Consider the following 16,957-nt stretch of genomic DNA (forward strand, 5'->3'; position numbering starts at 1 on the left):
AATCAAGAAATAAAAAAAGAAATGTCTGTAATGCAATCGACAGAACGTGTAGTTCTCGGGATAGATATTGGAGGAACCAATACAAAATTTGGATTAGTGAATGATAAGGGCGTCGTGCTGGATAAGGGTTCGATTCGTACTAATATTTATAAAGAGATTGATGCTTTTATTGATGCGTTGCATGCTGCGGTCACACCTTTGTTGGAAAAGCATTTATTAGGCCACACTTTGTCTGGAATTGGTGTTGGAGTGCCCAACGGCAACTTCTATACTGGCACTGTTGAATATGCACCTAATCTTCCATGGAAAGGTGTTATTCCATTTGGCGAATTGATTACTACTAAATTTGGGGTTCCTTGCAGGATTACCAATGATGCAAATGCAGCAGCGCAAGGAGAAATGTTATTTGGTGCAGCCCAAGGCATGAAAGATTTTATCATGATCACATTGGGTACAGGTGTAGGAAGTGGCATTGTGGCCAATGGAAGTCTGATCTATGGGCATGATGGTTTTGCTGGTGAATTAGGCCATACTATTGTAAAACCTGGCGGTCGTAAACATTGGAGTACTGGTTCTGAAGGAAGTCTAGAATCCTACGCATCAGCCACAGGCATTGCAATTACAGCGAAGAAAATGCGCGCCGAATTTCCAGAGTCAATGCTCAATAATTATCCAGAAGACGCTATAAATTCAAAAACAGTATTCGAGTGTGCATCCGAGGGGGATGCTATCGCAATAGAAGTTTTTAGGTATACTGGCCAAAAATTGGGCGAAGCATTAGCCAATTTCGTGATGTTTTCATCGCCCGAAGCCATTCTTTTATTCGGAGGAGTGATTCGTGCGGGAGATTTTATCTTAAATCCTACGAAGCTACATATGGAGCGTAATCTTTTGCCAATATTCCGGAACAAGGTAAAGATCGTATTCAGCGGTTTGGATGAGTCTGATGCTGCCATACTTGGAGCTAGCGCTCTAATCCTAAGCTAGGGCAATTCTTCAAAAAAGTATAATAACTTTCAAACATATCTTCCAGATACGTGTTGTATAATCAAACAAAAACAAGGAGGATATCATGAGTGAATTAACATGGAAAGGCCGTTGGAACGAGCTTAAAGGTAAAGTTAAACAACAATATGGTAAATTGACTGATGACGATTTGACTTACGCAGAAGGTAAGGAAGACGAGTTGATCGGTCGTTTGCAAAAAGAAACCGGTAAAACCAAAGAAGAGGTCGAAACTTGGTTGAACAAGTTATAGGCATTAACAGTCATTAAAAGACTGATGCCAATAGTAGAAAGTGCGGGTTATAGTATAATCCGCACTTTTTTTATGTAAAATACCGTACAAACACAAGGGTCGGATTCTCAAACCTAAATCAAATGAAACTGTTATACAGACGTACAACTTGATCATGCATAAGGTCAGCGATGTGCATTTGTTACCTTCGTAATCAGCATGGTGACTGTAACGTATAAGTAAAATTAAGCAAGGAAGAAAGGAAGAGGGTCACGATGGAATTAACACAAATTAGAGCGCCAAAAAATGATATTTTGGCTTGCATAGGCCATACGCCTTTAGTACGTTTTAATAAATTATTTTTAGGAGACAATGCGGCCGTATACGGCAAATTAGAAATGCTCAATCCGGGTGGCAGTATAAAAGATCGTACCGCGCACAATATCATCAGGCACGCGATGGATCAAGGTCGGATTAACGCTGGCAGCGTAATCATTGAGTCAACCTCCGGGAATATGGGGATAGGATTAGCTCGTATTTGTCATTTCTATGGTTTGAAATTGTTTTTGGTAACCGATCCACACATCAATCCACTAGCCGAGAAGATTTTGAGAACCTTCCATGCAGAAATTGTAAAGGTTAACGTAGACGACGGTAACGGCGGATATCTCAATTCCAGACTGAAAAAGGTGGAAGAGTTACTTCGCGATATACCAAATAGTTTTTGGCCAGATCAGTATCATAATATGGATAATCCGGCGGCACATCAACAAACCTACGAAGAGATTGTAGATGATTTGGGAACTGCGCCCGATTACCTCTTCATACCGACCAGCACATGCGGTACTTTAAGAGGATTTGCCGATGCCATCGAGCGTATGGGAGCACACACGCGTATTATCGCAGTAGACGCCGAAGGCAGTCTTATATTTAAAGATCAGCCAAGCCCGCGCCTAATTCCGGGCATGGGCGCGAGTCGCAAATCGCATTTTTTATTACCTGATCAGGTGCACGACGTGGTTCACGTGAGCGATGCAGATTGTGTGTCGGGCTGTTATCAACTCTTGGCCTCCGAAAGTATACTAGGGGGCGGATCTGCAGGTGCAGTGGTCCAAGCGATCGCGAAGTATCGTGAAAATTTTATAGTCGGGCAACATGTTGTTGCAATCATTCCGGATAACGGAGAGCGCTATTTGGATACCATATATTCGGCAGAATGGATCGCCAAACATAGTTTGACATTGGATTAAAGTAGACGCTATGATTTGGGAAAAAAAACATTTGTCTGAAGAGGTGTTGCTCACCACAAGGTTTATCAGCGACATGATCACGACAATTAATGATGTTAATTGCAACCCAGCAACCCATCCGCCAAAGAAGATTGGCATCGTGGGGGGTGGGCCAAAGGGTATGTATGCTTTAGAAAGAATACTCTACACGGTACGGCAGTCTGACAATAGTACTCCGATACAGATTGTATGGTTTAATGAAAGCCAACACTTTGGAAGCGGAAACAATTATTGTGTGACTCAGCCTGATAATTTGTTGATCAACTATTGTATTGGTAATATCGATGCTTGGCTTCGCGATGATAGGCAGGAGCAGATGATCGAACAGCTTTCTCTGACGAATTGGATTAAGAAATACCAATACACGAATTTGCCCGTATCGCCCACCGATTTTGCGTCGCGTGCTTTGGTAGGTGTTTATTTGCAGCATGTATTGAAGCAATTACTTTTATCTCTACCAGCACAAGTCTCATTATCAATGATAGTAGGCAGTGTACACGATATCAGATACAAAGAAAAGTTCACGGTACTAATAAAAGACGGAGAAGAAGTCGAGAATCTCGATTACTTACTGTTGGCTACTGGACATTGTTATCAAAATGTTCCTCCATTTACGACGAAGGCTGGCCACGCACCAAAAGAATATTTGCCTAGTGCATATCCGATCCATCATTTAAATAGCATTCCGAAATCAATGCCAGTCGCCATTTTGGGACTAGGGCTTACATTTATAGATATTTGCTTGCAACTGACGGAGGGGCGTGGTGGTGTTTTCACTCCAAATGGAGAATATAAGCCGTCGGGCAATGAACCAGTTTTACTTCCGTTTAGCAGGAGCAATTTGCCGATACATCCTCGTGGTCCAATATATGGACAAAAACGATATAAAGTTCGCGAGTACACAGAGCAAGCCTTGCGAAATTTAGCGACCTACGGGGTCGAGCGGCAGATTGATTTCGAAAAAGAAGTATTGCCTATTCTACATGCAGAAATTCAGTATGCTTACTACAGTACGATGCTGAAAAGTAAGGAGGAGGAGCAGGTGCGATCGTATATCAATAATCTTGCTGTCGAGGACAGGTTTACGCTCGATCATTTATTATTTCCAAAGGTGTCGGATAATAAAAATAGAGATCAGGCTACAAATGAATATATAGATGAATGCGTTAACCGTGCGGAAGAGGGCGAATTGCATAATCCTTACATGGCCGCTGCTGCGGTATGGCGTGAGCTTACGCCACTACTAGGCGATCTTTACAATTTCGGCGGTTTCACACCAGCAAGTCACGAATATCTGGACAAGCAAATATGGAGCGCCTGCTGCCGAACCAGCTTTGGGCCACCAATTGCCAACATGCGCAAAATCAGCGCTTTGGCAAAAGCAGGCATTATTCAGTTTAGTATTCCGCCGCAATCAAAAATTAGCTACGACTCAGCTAATAATCAGTTTGTGATTGGAAATGAACAGGAACAATTTAACGCATCATATTTGATTGACGGACGTATTGCGCGTAGCGAAATAGTTCGGCAAAATTCACCACTTTATAATCGTTTGGTCAATCGCGGATTAGTGCAAGTTTTTGAAAATGGCACGTATCGACCCGGTTGTATTGCTATCGATCAGGATGGCCGAACACAATCTAGCATTGCAGACCAGGAGATTCCGCTCTATTTCTATGGCACACCCACAGAAGGCATACTATTTGACAATGACTCTTTGTCCAGAGTTCGCAATAATTTGGCTAGCTCTTGGGCTCAGCGTATCATACAATTAATCCACGCAGATGACATTCTCGCACACCACGAATAAAGAAAAACACGTACCGCTCACAGCGATTATCCACGATTGGATGAGACAGCTCATCGATGTTCCGCTGCAATTGCAAGATGCAGTAGCGCAATATCGTTCACCACTCAATGTGCAATCGTTAGTACCTTTCGCAGAAAATGTGGGAGCATTCAAGTCTGTATTTGAAAAATATGAATTGCAACATCGTATCTATTTTGCACGCAAAGCAAATAAATGTATTTCTTATGCAATGCATGCCGCCGAGCTTGGTGAAGGGTTAGATACTGCAAGTTTTGAAGAATTAGCACAATGTCTGGAAGCCGGAATAGATCCTGCACAACTTATATCTACGGCCGCTGTAAAATCTTCGCGTTTGTTGGAGTTGGCCGTGGAGCACCATGTCACCATTATTATCGATAATTTGGATGAGCTGGATTTATTGGAGAAAGTAGTGCAACGGACAGGCAAAAATGCCAATATCAGCCTCCGTGTTGGCGGATTTGAAGTGAACGGAACTACCTTACACACGCGATTTGGTTTTTCACTTACTGAGGCGCAAAAGCTAATACTCGATCATATCGCCCATCACCCAATGCTTTCTTACGTGGGTCTGCATTTTCATCTAAACGGATATTCTATTCCAGAGCGTGCTGCTGCTATAGGCCAGTGCATCGAGCTCATTGACGCCTTGCAGGAACAAAACGTGCAAACTTTGCACTTGGACATCGGGGGCGGTTACCTTGTTAATTATTTGAATGATCAGTCGGAATGGGAATATTTTCACAGCGAACTAAAAAAGGCTATACTGGAGGGGCGCCAAGAGCTGACCTATCGAAACGATCCGCTAGGAATGGTCAAAATTGAAAATAAACTGTATGGCGAACCCAAAGTATATCCATATTACAACGAAGTAAACAAGGATGGTTTTTTAGAAAAAATCCTGATAAGTCATGTCGATGGATACGATGCGCCTATCTATCAATTACTGCGCGATCGGAAAATCGAGGTTCGTATAGAACCTGGTCGTTCCCTTTTGGACCAGACAGGTATGACTGTAGCGCGCGTAGCATTTAGGAAGCATGATGCTGCAGGTAATCTGCTAGTTGGGCTCGAGATGAACCGCACACAGATGAAGAGTTCAAGTGCAGATTTTTTATTGGATCCTATTCATTTGCCACAGCAAATAGAAGAAGCCGCGGATTTGTCAAGCAAGGAGCAATCAGTATTAGGTTATTTAGTTGGGGCGTATTGTTTGGAACAAGAGTTTATACTGCTCCGCAAAATCAAGTTTAATGGTGTGCCAGCCGTTGGAGATTTGATGGTTTTTGTAAATACTGCTGGGTATATGATGCATTTCTTCGAATCACAAGCACATCAATTTGCTCTAGCTGAGAATGTGTTTTATACTGAAAAAGCGTTTAGCATCGACCGTTAAATTCTTCAGCAAATCCTGCTATCTTTTGTGGATTAGTTGTTCTAGCTTATCAATTGTTTGTTGCTGTTGCTCTATGATGCGCTCATACAATTCAACCATTTTATCGAATGGATTAAATGTTGGAGGATAATGAATAGCTTGCGCAGTTGTGCTGGGCGACTCTTCCTGTTGGCTAAACGTATTTGCGATAATCCGAATGGCAGAGTCGTCATCTAAATATTGAATCGCCTCAGTAGGAACCTTCAAAATGATCGCTATGGGAGCGAGCACACTTGCGTCAATAACCTCTTTCTGTTCTAGAATAGATATTTTTTTGATTCCACTCTTCACCCAATGCTGTCGCCAATGCGTCTTGTTTTATACCTAGCATCTCGCGGAAGCGTTTAATATTACGACCTTGGTGCACCTTCTTATGTGCTATATTAGCATGCGCCATTTCTTAGATAGATTTTTGTGTAGGAGTAACAATTACCTAAATATAGCCAAATGTTTGAATAAAATATCCTAACAATCGTATAATTTACTCCATATCGAAGTTGTATAGGTGTTGTATAACCTATTAATTCGCAGGACAATACCTTTCTGTAATCGATCCTGCATGAAGAGCTCTAAACGTAACGCAAAAACTAGAAAGCTGACTGTAAGCCGTAAATATGTTGCTAGCCGATATAATAATGGTAGATATGACCCTAAGATTCTTATCGCTGGGAAGTGGCTCACGGAGTGCGGATTTAAGGCCGGGGATAAACTCGTGCTGAAAGTATACGATAAGAAAATTATTATAGAATTAAATAATGATCAATCCGATCAGTCCGTCTAATTTTCGACTATTTTACACATTAGCAAATCTCACTAATAACGCTATCCGAGCGACAGGAGAAAAGGCCTTTATGCTATGAATGGATCAATATTGTGAGCAAATCGCAACCAAAATATTGATCCAAAAACTTCCGTAAAAAAGTACGTTAAACAGCGCCTTGATCCATCATCGCAGCGGCAACTTTGATAAAGCCTCCGATGTTTGCTCCTTTCAAATAATTGGGTATGCTCGTCTTACTATTTCCATAAGTAATACACGTTTGGTGAATATCTTGCATAATCTGTTTAAGGCGTTCGTCGACTTCCTCGCGCGACCAAGACTGGCCGATCGCATTCTGCGACATTTCTAAACCAGAAACTGCAACACCGCCGGCATTAGCCGCTTTAGCCGGGCCAAATAAAACCTCATTTTCGCGAAACAACTGAATCGCTTTGGCTGTAGATGGCATGTTGGCACCTTCGGCAACAAGAATACATCCAGATTTTATCAATCGCTCGGCATCATTTGCATCTAGTTCATTTTGCGTAGCACACGGAAGAGCAATGTCGCAGGCGAATTGCCAAGGTTTTTCGTCCGCATGGAAGGTAGCGTTTGTATATTTCGCAGTGTATTTGTCGAGTTCACGACCAAGCGTGGCGATATAAGCTAATTTTTCCGCATCAAACCCGTCTTTATCATGCAATGTTCCCGAACTGTTTGAAAGCGTAATAACTTTTGCACCCATTTCTAACGATTTTTCAGCGGCGTACTGTGCCACATTGCCCGCTCCAGAGATACATACCACCAGTCCGCTAATATCTTTTTTCTGATGCGAAAGCATTTCTTGCACAAAATACAATAATCCATAACCCGTCGCTTCCGGACGAATGTACGACCCACCCCAAGCAGTATCTTTGCCGGTCAGCACGCCCGTGAAATGATTGCGCAAACGCTTATACTGGCCAAAAAGAAAACCAATTTCGCGACCGCCAACACCAATATCGCCAGCAGGTACATCAGTATCCGAGCCGATATGTCGGTGCAGCTCTGTCATAAAACTTTGGCAAAACCGCATAATCTCGTTGTCCGATTTTCCCTTCGGGTTAAAATCAGAACCGCCCTTGCCACCGCCCAGTGGCAATCCAGTCAAGCTGTTTTTGAACACCTGCTCAAAAGCTAGAAACTTCAAAATACTGAGATTGACCGTAGGAGAGAAGCGCAAGCCGCCTTTATACGGGCCAATGGCACTATTCATCTGTACCCGATATCCACGATTAACTTGTACTTCTTGCTTGTCATCTAACCAAACCACGCGAAAACTAACGACACGTTCGGGTTCTGTTATGCGTTCTACAATTTTGGCTTGGAACCAATCTTGATGGTTTTCTTGCATATAAGGAATCACGTCTTCCATAACCTCATCCACTGCTTGTAAAAATTCGGGCTGGTGTTGATTTCTTTCCGCGATGCTATGAAGCATGCTTTTATAAGTGTTTATCATCTATAACTTTCTTTCTATGTTTTTGATTTGTACGGGAGTGTACACATAGCATCATAACAATATGCTATATGCAAATTAAGATTAATTCGACAAACAGCGTAAGATTTGTCGTGTTTAATTTCATTTTTTTGCGGGATTACTTCGTAGATTTAGCTTGATTTATTCTTTTATACATCGCCCGATTATATCGGAGGAAAGCTCCCGATCGATAATGAAGTGCACTCGTTTTTTTAATAATTTGATAACATAAGCAGCGCGGAATCGCCCGTCGTTTTTAAATATTTTTGTCCAAAATTCCCAGCCCATTGGGGATTTTGGACATCGGTATGAAAAGCGATTACCTAGAAAAACACGACGTACAGCTACTGGCGATAGGCGATTTGAACGCCTTTAATCGCCTTTATGCGCATTATCACCGACAAGTACATGCCAATATTTTGAAATTGGTACATTCATCTGAGCAAGCGAGTGAATTACTTCAGGATGTTTTTTTGTCGCTATGGCAGAATCGTTTCAAGTTCGAATCAAGAGAATCTGTCGGTGGTTGGTTGTTTGTCGTGAGCTACAATAAATCGCTGAATTGCATTCGGCAGAGACTCAAGGAAACGGTCGAGTACGTAGCCGAATACCCGCATCTTGCGCTAGTATCCAATAGCGAAGAAGAGGATGCAGAACTACACCGACAACTCGCATTAATCGATGATGCGATAGAAATACTTCCTGCCCGCAAAAAAGACGTATTTATGCTGTGCCGCTATGAGGGCCGTTCCAAAGCCGATGTTGCGGCTATGCTGGGCATTAGCCAACAATCGGTTTCTGATTACCTCAAGCAATCCAATAAGGCTATAAAAATGCATGTTTTACGGCATTATGCGACGTATGTGCCGGAGGTGGTCTTGTTATTTTTCTACTTACAATTCTAAACGTTGGCTTTACAATTTATTCATCATTACTTAACCTAAGTACGCATCCCCAAAGGAGCCACATTGGTGTATTTACGTATGATGAAACACCAGATTGGAAGACGTATTGCTGATTTATGGAAAGGACTGTTGAGCCAGAAAGAGATCGAAAATCTTTTGGCAGATTTGGAGATGCAAGGTAGTGATCTTCAGCGTGAGCTAGAGGAATCGTTCAGCGATGACAAACAATTAGAAAAAGCCAATCTGCTATCCGATTCAGATTATGCAGCCATATTGCACCAAATACATGCTAAGATCGATGTACAAGAGCACAAGCCGCGTCGATTTTTCCAAACTTGGGCGGCGGCTGCTGCTATTGTGCTAGTACTTGGTGTTGCAGGAATGATTTTTATCTACCATACGCCACAAGCGCAAAATACAACATTCGCACAAGTGAATACCCAACCAACAGATACGATCACCTTACGAAATACCACCGCACACGATCGCGTCGCTCGGCTGAAAGATGGCTCTGTTGTTACTTTATCTGCCGGCGCACAGCTCGCTTACGCACGTAACTACGCTGAGCATGATCGCGTGCTGCATTTGCAAGGAAAAGCCACATTCGAGGTGGCGCACGATACGGCGCGTCCATTCGTCGTTTGGACAGACAATTATAGTACGACAGCATTAGGTACGATCTTCATGATCGATGCTACATCTAAGCAACAAATTGATATCGCGCTCTTGTCTGGCAAGATCGTGGTGAAAAAGGCAGCTCATACTGGTCGCGCTATGAAAGATCAGTACCTAGTAGCAGGAGATAAGCTATCTATTGATCGTCAAAGTGAAAGATTTGTATTCATTCCAGCGAATCCGATCACACCTGCTTACACTCCGGCAACGGAGATACCAGAATCTAAGCCTGTAAAGCAGACTTTAGCATTTGCAGATGCGCCATTACAAGCCGTATTTGAAACCATTGCCGCACGTAAACAAATCCATATCAATACAACAGATTTAGATCTTGTCGGATTGACATTCACTGGCGAATTTTTAGAATCGGAATCCGCAGCCATCATGCTTCGGGTCATCTGTCAAATGAATGATCTGCAGTGCGAAGAATCGGATAATGGCCTGATTATTAGTCAGAAAACATCCTTAGATCAAACAGTTCCTACCGAAATAAAAAACCAAACAACAAATTAATAGATGAAAAAGAGAAGCATTTTTAGAAATGTTCGGCTAGCCATGAGTGGAGTTGCATTCTTCCTCGCTGCCAATGCTTGGGCTCAATCTACCGGCCAATTGCGCGGTACGATTATGGACAATACAGGCACCTACATTCCAGGTGCCAATGTGCAACTGGTAGATGCCAACGGAAAATCCGTAGCGCAGGTATCTACCGATGCCAAAGGTATGTTTGTGTTGGAAGGCGTGAATGCGACTTCGCAATACCGCATTCGTGTAAGCATGGTGGGCTATCAATCGTATGAAACAGCCACCAAAGTTTTAAATGCTGGTGAAAGCAGCTCTATGTTGATCCGATTAGAACAGCAACAATCCGAATTGGATGAGATTGTCGTAGTCGGTTACGGACAGCAACGCCGTGGTGATTTGACCACAGCGGTCAGTTCATTACCAGATGTAGCTGATCAAGTCAATCGTCCGCTCAGCAATATCGCGGATATGATGCAGGGCAATGTGGCGGGTCTTACTGTGATGTCGCCAGGTGGCGATCCCAGCGCCAATCCAAAAGTGATGGTGCGCGGTATGGGAACATTGAATTCAGAAGAACCATTATATGTGGTCGATGGTATGCCTTACTATGGCGGGCCGATAAACCCGAATGATATTGAGAAAGTAGATATCTTGAAAGATGCGGCGGCGGCGGCTATTTATGGTGCGCAAGCATCGTCCGGTGTGATCGTGATTACCACTAAAAGTGGTAAATCTGGTGCGCCAAGATTGAATGTAGATCTTTATCGCGGCTGGCAAACAGCAAGCAACCTGCCAACAGCGCTCAACGCACAACAATATTCGCAAGCCTACAATCAAGCGTATGCCACTAGCGGCTTGAACTTGCAAGCGGGGCACGACGCGCAGCAAAATCCTTGGGGGCAAGTAACACGCACCAACTGGATGGACGAAATCTTCCAGACCGGAAATATCTTAAATGCCAATGCGCAGATCTCTGGTGGCGGCGAGAAATCTACGTACAGCAGCTCATTCGGATATCACGATCGCGAAGGCATGTTGTTGAATACGGGTTACAAACGTTTTGCTTACCGATTGAAATCGGAGTTTCAGTTGCATGATCGTGTTACCGTAGGACAAAACTTCTACGTGAACCAAACTACGACACGTGGTACAAACACGACTAGTAGCTATAGCGGTGCTATTATCAATGCGATTTATATGAATCCGGCAGCGCCAGTTTATGATGAAGCAGGCAACTTCCACGGAACCGTGCCGAGCGATTTGTCGGGCTTCTCCAGCATTTATGGTGATACCTACAATCCAGTAGCCTTGTTATTGCGACCGACGGTCAATAATCCAACCTTAAACCTGAACGGAAATGCGTTCGTGAAAGTGGATATCCTAGATGGGTTGACCTTCAAATCCAACTTTGGCTTGAATATGAGACGCTATTCGTTGAAACGTTTTGATCCAAAAATTCCAGAGATCGGACGGGCTAACTTGAATAACTATTTGACGCACGAAGAATCCAAAGAAGACCGTTGGATCTGGGATCAGCAGTTGAACTACACCAAAAGCTTTGGCGATCACAATTTAGATGTGGTAGCCGTATATTCAGCGCAGAAAACACGTTATGAGCAATTTTATGTGCAAGGAATGGGCTTCGAGCGGGAGGATGATTGGTACCAGTACATTGGTAATGCCGCATCGTTGCCAACATTGCCCACGAGCAGCGTTTGGGAAGATGCCTTAACGTCGGCTATTGCGCGTGTAAACTACAACTACGCCAACCGTTACTTCATCGGTGCCAGTATTCGTAAAGATCGTACCTCTCGTTTGTCGTCTCAAAATCGCTCGGATGTATTTCCGTCGATATCGGGTGCTTGGAAAATCTCTTCCGAACCTTTCTTCAACAGTTCCATCATCAATGATCTAAAAGTTAGAGCATCATGGGGACAGATTGGTAACATTCAATCGGTAGATCGCTACGCGTTCAACATTCCATTATCAACCGGTACGCTTACGCCAATAGGAGCCGATGGACAATTGGTGCGCCACTTTGCGGTGAACAAGCAATTCAACCCGAACTTGTTGTGGGAGATTTCCCAATCATTCGACATTGGATTAGATATGACCATTATGGATAAGATTACCGTTGCGGCCGATTATTACGAGAAGAAAACGATCGGTATGGTATATACTAATGATGCCAATCCACATGCCGGTTTCTCGCAAGGACCAACTTCTAACATTGGTGACATCTTAAACAAAGGATTTGAAGGATCGGTACGTTATAACGATACTTTTGGTGAATGGCGCGTAGGCATGCAAACCAACATTAGTGTCAACACCAACAAGGTGCTGAACCTAGATGGTTACTTCAATGATTTTATCCAACATGGTGATAATGTGCGTGGTGTAGTGTTGCCATACCGTTCTACACCGGGACAGCGTTTGTATTCGTACTACTTGATCCCAAGTGCTGGTATCTTTAATTCCCAAGCCGAAGTAGATGCACATGCTGTGAATGGTCAGCTGATCCAGCCGCAGGCTCGCCCAGGCGATTTACGTTTTGTAGATACCAATGGTGATGGTCGCATCAATGATGATGATCGCGTGTACATGGGTAGCGCTATTCCTAAGTTCACCTACGGTTTCTCTTTCAACGTAGATTACAAACGTTTTGATTTGAACGTGTTGACTTATGGTGTATCGGGATCGAAGATCTTCAATGGTTATAAATATACCGCGTACAATGCAGCCTCAAACGGTTACAACTTAGATAGCCGCGTGCTAGGTGCTTGGACTCCACAAAATACCAATAGCGATATTCCAATTCTTTCCCGTCAGGATCCAAACAATAATTTCGGTACAGCATCCGACTGGTACTTAGAAAGTGGTGATTACTTCCGTATCAAAAACATCACGCTAGGTTATACCTTGCCATTAGGCAAATTCCAATCGCGCGTGTACATCGCTGCGGAGAATCCATTTACATTCACCTCGTACACGGGTATCGACCCAGAAGTAGGTAGCGTAGGATTGGATGTGGCTAACTATCCATTAGCAAAAACCTACACCGTTGGATTAAATGTTAACTTTTAACCTGTAGAATTACTCATCATGTCATTAAAAATGAATAAATATATCGCGTTAGCCTTACTAAGCATGGGCCTTACCGCGCAGTCTTGTTCGACTGACTTTACCGATCTTACTCCAGAAGGTACGATCACCGATGCCAACTATTGGAAAACAGAAGCCGATGCCATCTTTGCTTCGAATGGATTGTATGAACACTTTACCGACGACGCCATGTTTGGCCGCGGACTTTTCTGGTATGTCAACGCATCCGACGATATGGTGACCGGACGTACTGATGCCGGTTCGGCTGCCGTGCGCAACTTCACTGCCAATGGTAATGAAAGCCGTGTGAACAGCATGTACAAGAAGTTTTACCAAATCATCCAACGGGCAAATACGATTATTAGTAAAGTGCCAGCGATGCAGATTCAAGAAGCGACCAAACAGCGCGTATTGGGCGAAGCTTATTTTATGCGTGGTTACGCTTATTTCTACCTAGCGCAATACTATGGCGACCAACGTGCGGGAATTCCAATCGTGACCGAAGAAAATATGTTGGAAACACGTTTCGAACGTCCGGCTCATGTGCGCGAGAACTTAGCGATGATCGAAGCCGATCTTTTGCGTGCTGCAGATATGTTGCCATTAGTTACGGCGTATGGTTCAAGTGATTTGGGGCGAGCTAATAAAGATGCGGCTTATGCGTATTTGGCCAAAGCAAATGTGCAATGGGCACGTTATGATGCCGCGAAATGGGCAGAAGTAGCGAAATACTGTGATCTTGTCACCAACTCTGGTTCTGGTCGTCAATTGATCGATACCAACAATCCGGAAGAAGATTTTGCCAGCGTATTCTACATGGCGAACAATTACTCTTCTGAGTATATCTTTTCGGTGGTGTCCAACAAGGTTCGCGGATCCATCTTGCCAGCCGTCTTGTTTGAAAACACAGGCTATGGTTTGTACAATGGTTGGGGATATTTTCACCCGACGTTAGAGTTGTATAATTCTTTTGAGGTGGGCGATGCCCGCAAAAAAGCGACCATATTGGAGTTCAATGATACGTACACGCTTTTTGGCGCGGAGCGCAAATATTATTCGTCCAACTCCCAAACGGGTTTTCAGTTCAAGAAATACATGGAGCCATTTAGGTATCCTATTTCCCAGCATTTGAATCCGAATGGCGATTACCCAACATCGGATCTGAATGTGCCTTTGGTACGCTATGCGGACATTTTGTTGATGAAATCGGAAGCTCAGATTATGCAAGGGCAGAATGGCGATGCAGGCATCAACCTCGTGCGCAATCGTGCTGGTTTAGCTTCCATTACCGGAGCTACTATGGCCGATTTGAAACGCGAGCGTCGCTCGGAGTTTGCCGGAGAATATACCGATAGACATTCTGATCTAGTACGTTGGGGCGATGCGCAAGCGGCGTATGCTAAGCCAGCAACAGGCAGACAGCACGTGACGAAGACTGATCCAGCATCTACTTTCACTACGATCACGGTTTGGCCGGCACGTAATTACAATCCTGCCGTGCACCACGTATGGCCAATTCCGCCGCAAGATGTGAGCAATGCAGGTATTGCACAGAATGAAGGCTGGTAAACAAGATTAGAATCCATAACTTTAAGCTATGCCAACCCGAAAGTTTTACAACGCGTCGGTTGCGCATAGCTTTTAAGAATAATACAGATGAGGAAGAATTTTTGGTGGATTGCAGTAGCTTGGCTTGCTGTAGCTAGTCAGCAACAACTTATGGCGCAAGAAGCGCCCGACATGCGCCAACGCTTTGAACAGTTGATGTTTGCGGACAAAACCGCTGGCGAATTAGCGGTGCACGGCCACAGTCACAATGATTATGAGCAAGCAATCCCTTTCTTAACAGCATATCATGCCGGTATAGAGTCCATCGAGGTGGATCTTTTCTTGCGTGGCGATAGCCTTTATGCCGCGCACGACAAAGAAGATATTCAAGTGGGGCGTACACTGGAGCAATTGTATCTACAACCCTTGGCAGCATTATACCGCGCCAATAACCATCATCCATTCGCCGATGCGAACAAAAACCTGCAACTCTTATTCGATTTCAAAGAAGATTATCAGCGATTGATGCCTGCATTGATCAAGCTATTGCAGTCCTACGACTTTATGTTCGACCATCATCAATCGGCTCATCCAGTACGCATCGTGATTAGTGGCAATATGCCGCCAGCCGAACTGTTCGCTCAGTTTCCATCGTGGGTCTTGTTTGATGGTCGGCCGAATATCGCATACACCGAAGTGCAGCGTCAGCACTTGGGGATGATTAGTCAAGATTTAAAGGCTTACAGCCAATGGAATGGCAAAGCTGTACCTCCAAAAGCCGAAATGCAAAAGATCATGCAAGACAGTCAGCGCGCCAAAGAATGGGGCATTTCCTTTCGCTTGTGGGGCACGGCAGACAATGTGAATACGTGGATGGTACTGGAGAAAATGGGCGTAAGTTTGCTCAATACCGATCATCCAGCGAAGCTGAAAATCTATTTAGACGAGTTGAATGCTTCCCGATTTCAGCTTGTCAAGCCGTACGAAGTATATACACCAAGCTACAAAAGCGATGGTACTGACAAAGAAATTCGTAATGTGATTTTGATGATTGGCGATGGGATGGGATTAGGTCATCTGCAAACGGCCATTATCGCCAATCGTGGCCAATCCAATATGCAAAAGATGCGTCACATCGGTTTTTCATCGACCACGTCGTATAGTCCGAGCAATACCGATTCTGGTGCGGGCGGCACCGCCATCGCGACCGGATCCAAAACCTATAATGGCTACCTGAGTGTAGATACCAACGGAACTGCTTTGCCCGCTATTCCAGATCGCATTCGGAGTTTAGGGATGCGCTCGGGGATTATTTCTACCGGCGATGTTTCGGATGCAACACCTGCATCTTTTTATGCCAAAAATCCGGATCGTAATGCTTCGGAAGCGATTTCACGGTCGCTCTTGACGAATACCACGGTAGATGTATTAATCGGCGGTACGCCCGAACAGTATCGCCATAAACAGCCGTACGAGCAGTTCAAAAATGAGTTGACCAAAAACGGATTTGCCTTGGTAAATACTGTGGCGGATTTTGAGCAATCCGACGCAGAAAAGATCATCACTTTTATGCCAGACTCACTCACACGCCCAGTCAAAGAGGGCAGAGGCGCTGTGCTGTCGCAATTGTTGAACCTCACGATCAATAAGCTAGATAAGCGCGACAAAGGTTTCTTTATCATGGCCGAAAGTGCGCAGATTGACTATGGCGGTCACGCCCGTGATTTGACCTATGTAGCGACGGAAACATTGGATTTTGATCAAGCCGTAGGAGAGGCTTTGCGCTTTGCGGATGCCGACGGCCATACTTTGGTTTTGGTGACGGCCGACCACGAAACGGGTGCGCTAAGTTTACTAGATGCAGATGCCGCAAAGGGTAGCATTCAAGGAAATTTTGCTTCAAACGATCATAGCAGTATACTCGTGCCTGTGATGGCTTACGGTCCCGGCGCACAGTCTTTTATTGGTTTTTATGAGAATACAGAAATATTTCATCGTTTGATGAAGCTCTTGGAGAAAAAGTAATAATAGATTTTCAAGATGCCAAAGGTTGCCCGTTTATATGAATGTGCAACCTTTGTTGTTTTTGGGAACTTATAAATCCTATTAACTACGTGAACTTTTTTGAACCTTA

The 16,957-nt window shown here is 44.0% G+C and carries 13 protein-coding genes; 11 read left to right on the forward strand and 2 right to left on the reverse strand.

The genetic code is table 11. The annotated features are described in order from the left end of the window. Window positions 1–30: 30 nt before the first annotated feature. The 5 genes from A0125_RS01520 (at window position 31) to A0125_RS01540 (ending at window position 5,750) form a co-directional block, all read left to right on the forward strand. Complete coding sequence (locus A0125_RS01520; protein ID WP_197464717.1) at window positions 31–987, forward strand: ROK family protein; 957 nt, start codon at window positions 31–33, stop codon at window positions 985–987. Between the two features lie 85 nt (window positions 988–1,072). Continuing rightward, window positions 1,073–1,258, forward strand: a complete 186-nt coding sequence (locus A0125_RS01525; RefSeq protein WP_066751133.1) for a CsbD family protein — start codon at window positions 1,073–1,075, stop codon at window positions 1,256–1,258. Between the two features lie 254 nt (window positions 1,259–1,512). Further along, window positions 1,513–2,487 carry a 2,3-diaminopropionate biosynthesis protein SbnA gene (gene sbnA, locus A0125_RS01530; RefSeq protein ID WP_066751136.1) on the forward strand — a complete coding sequence of 325 codons (975 nt, stop codon included), beginning with the start codon at window positions 1,513–1,515 and terminating at the stop codon, window positions 2,485–2,487. Window positions 2,488–2,497: 10 nt separating this feature from the next. Further along, entirely contained in the window at window positions 2,498–4,336 is a 1,839-nt protein-coding gene (locus A0125_RS01535) for an FAD/NAD(P)-binding protein (protein WP_066751139.1), read from the forward strand. Beyond that, on the forward strand, window positions 4,311–5,750 hold the full coding sequence (locus A0125_RS01540) for an alanine racemase (RefSeq protein WP_066751142.1): 1,440 nt from the start codon (window positions 4,311–4,313) through the stop codon (window positions 5,748–5,750). Before A0125_RS01535 ends, A0125_RS01540 begins: the two co-directional genes overlap by 26 nt. Before the next feature lie 18 nt (window positions 5,751–5,768). Here A0125_RS01540 and A0125_RS01545 read toward each other — a convergent pair whose 3' ends face one another. Then, window positions 5,769–6,080, reverse strand: coding sequence for a hypothetical protein (locus tag A0125_RS01545; protein ID WP_197464718.1), 312 nt, complete (start codon window positions 6,078–6,080; stop codon window positions 5,769–5,771). Window positions 6,081–6,348: 268 nt separating this feature from the next. Here A0125_RS01545 and A0125_RS01550 point away from each other — a divergent pair, with 268 nt between their 5' ends. Next, window positions 6,349–6,570, forward strand: coding sequence for a SymE family type I addiction module toxin (locus A0125_RS01550; protein ID WP_066751145.1), 222 nt, complete (start codon window positions 6,349–6,351; stop codon window positions 6,568–6,570). Between the two features lie 145 nt (window positions 6,571–6,715). On the opposite strand, the gene gdhA is transcribed toward A0125_RS01550, so the two are convergent. Further along, a complete protein-coding gene (gene gdhA / locus A0125_RS01555) occupies window positions 6,716–8,050 on the reverse strand; it encodes an NADP-specific glutamate dehydrogenase (protein WP_066751148.1) in 1,335 nt (444 codons plus the stop codon). 326 nt (window positions 8,051–8,376) lie between these two features. On the opposite strand from gdhA, the gene A0125_RS01560 reads away from it, so the two are divergent. The 5 genes from A0125_RS01560 (at window position 8,377) to A0125_RS01580 (ending at window position 16,848) form a co-directional block, all read left to right on the forward strand. Continuing rightward, on the forward strand, window positions 8,377–8,973 hold the full coding sequence (locus A0125_RS01560; RefSeq protein WP_156472375.1) for an RNA polymerase sigma factor: 597 nt from the start codon (window positions 8,377–8,379) through the stop codon (window positions 8,971–8,973). Window positions 8,974–9,051: 78 nt separating this feature from the next. Beyond that, the gene (locus A0125_RS01565; protein ID WP_082784845.1) at window positions 9,052–10,161 is read left to right on the forward strand and encodes a FecR family protein; all 1,110 of its coding nucleotides are present in this window, start codon (window positions 9,052–9,054) and stop codon (window positions 10,159–10,161) included. 3 nt (window positions 10,162–10,164) lie between these two features. Next, window positions 10,165–13,257, forward strand: coding sequence for a SusC/RagA family TonB-linked outer membrane protein (locus A0125_RS01570; protein ID WP_197464719.1), 3,093 nt, complete (start codon window positions 10,165–10,167; stop codon window positions 13,255–13,257). A 30-nt stretch (window positions 13,258–13,287) separates the two neighbouring features. Beyond that, the gene (locus A0125_RS01575) at window positions 13,288–14,844 is read left to right on the forward strand and encodes a RagB/SusD family nutrient uptake outer membrane protein (RefSeq protein ID WP_082784846.1); all 1,557 of its coding nucleotides are present in this window, start codon (window positions 13,288–13,290) and stop codon (window positions 14,842–14,844) included. Window positions 14,845–14,931: 87 nt separating this feature from the next. Beyond that, window positions 14,932–16,848: an alkaline phosphatase gene (locus A0125_RS01580; RefSeq protein WP_066751160.1), complete on the forward strand. Its 1,917-nt coding sequence runs from the start codon at window positions 14,932–14,934 to the stop codon at window positions 16,846–16,848. Window positions 16,849–16,957 lie beyond the last annotated feature (109 nt).

It is taken from the genome of Sphingobacterium populi (assembly GCF_001586775.1).
Taxonomy (GTDB): domain Bacteria; phylum Bacteroidota; class Bacteroidia; order Sphingobacteriales; family Sphingobacteriaceae; genus Sphingobacterium; species Sphingobacterium populi.